This window comes from Actinomyces urogenitalis DSM 15434 (assembly GCF_000159035.1).
GTDB classification, from domain to species: domain Bacteria; phylum Actinomycetota; class Actinomycetes; order Actinomycetales; family Actinomycetaceae; genus Actinomyces; species Actinomyces urogenitalis.
Map to the genome: position 1 here is coordinate 1 of NZ_DS999585.1, position 1564 is coordinate 1564.

A 1564-nucleotide genomic window follows, 5' to 3' on the forward strand; every position below is an offset into this window, starting at 1 on the left:
CGGGTGGTGGAAGCGGGCGGTGTGGGCGGTGGCGGGCGTGAGCGCCCCGGTCATCGTGGTCACGTGCTTGGCGCTGCTCCTTGGCCCGGGGCGGCAGGTGGCGGTGGAGGCCCAGACCTCCTCGGTGCAGGCCACGCAGCCCGATCGGCCGGGCAGGCCTGAGGAGCTGCGGCGCGCCGTCGTCGCGCTCGTGGCACGTCGGGACCAGGCCTTGGAGGAGGCGGACGCGACGGCGCTGGCATCGACCACCGTGCCTGGCTCTCCTGCGGCCCTGGCTGACGCCGAGCTCCTGGCCGGCATAGTCAGCCGAGGCGCTCGGGTCCAGGGCCTGACAACGGCAGTGGCCGGTGTGCATGAGGTGGAGCCTGCTGAGGCCGCCGCGGCACGCTGGCCGGGCGCCGTGGCCGTGCAGCTGACCCGCACGCAGCAGGCCTACACCCTGGTCGAGGCGGCGGGGTCCCGGCGCGTGCCGGTGCAGCCTGCCCAGGAGGTCGTCTTCGTCCTGCTGCCCGAGCCGTGGCGGGTGGCGGAGGTAGCCCAGGCGCCAGTGAGAGTGGCCGAGGGCCAAGCGACGAGGTGAGCCAGGACAGCAGACCGAGACGACGGCGGGGCACCACCCTGGTTGGGTGGTGCCCCGCCGCTGTCGGTGAGACGGAGCCGAGCCGGGTTACAGCCCGAGCTCGCCGGCGAAGTCGCCCTCCTCCAGACGCTTCTTAACCGTCATGAGGTAGCGCGAGGCGTCGGCGCCGTCGACCAGGCGGTGGTCGTAGGAGATCGCCAGGTAGCACACCGAGCGGATCGCGATGACCTCGTTGCCGTCGGCGTCCTTGACCACGCGCGGCTGGCGCTGGATCGCGCCCAGGCCGAGGATGGCGACCTCGGGCTGGTTAATGATCGGGGTGTCGAACAGCGCGCCACCGGAGCCGGTGTTGGTGATCGTGAAGGTCGAGCCGGACAGCTCATCGGGGTTGACCTGGTTGTCGCGGGTGCGAGCGGCCAGGTCGTTGATGTGCTTGGCCAGGCCCGGGATGTTCAGGTCCCCGGCGTTCTTGACCACGGGCACCAGCAGGCCGCGGGGGGTGTCCACCGCGATGCCGATGTGCTCGACGTCGTGGTAGGTCACCTCCTTGCCGTTGATCGTGGCGTTGAGCTTGGGGTGAGCCTTGAGCGCCTCGGTGGCTGCCTGGACGAAGAAGGGCAGGAAGGTCAGCTTCGTGCCGTTCTTGGCCAGGAAGTCGTTCTTGGCGCGTGCGCGCAGGGCGGCGATGCGGGTGACGTCCACCTCGACGACCGTGGTCAGCTGGGCCGAGGTCTGCAGCGACTCGATCATGCGGGTCGCGATGACCTGGCGCAGGCGGCTCATCTTCTGGGTCGTGCCGCGCAACTCGGTGTCCACGGCTGGCTTGGCCGAGGGCTTGGCGGCAGCCGCAGGAGCAGCCGGAGCGGCAGCGACGGGAGCCGCAGCCGCGGCGGCGGCCTTGCGGGCCTCCTCAGCGGCGGCAGCAGCGGCCTCGACGTCCTGCTTGCGGATCCGCCCGCCCACACCGGTACCGGTGACGGTGGT

Annotated in this window: 1 protein-coding gene and 1 pseudogene; one reads left to right on the forward strand and one right to left on the reverse strand. The window is 71.5% G+C overall.

The window, feature by feature from the left end:
• Positions 1-580 (forward strand): annotated as a pseudogene (locus tag HMPREF0058_RS12890) (serine/threonine-protein kinase); the annotation flags it as partial.
• 87 nt (positions 581-667) lie between these two features.
• On the opposite strand, the gene sucB reads toward HMPREF0058_RS12890, so the two are convergent.
• A partial coding sequence (gene sucB / locus HMPREF0058_RS11330; RefSeq protein ID WP_006549933.1) for a 2-oxoglutarate dehydrogenase, E2 component, dihydrolipoamide succinyltransferase occupies positions 668-1564 on the reverse strand: 897 nt, incomplete at its 5' end.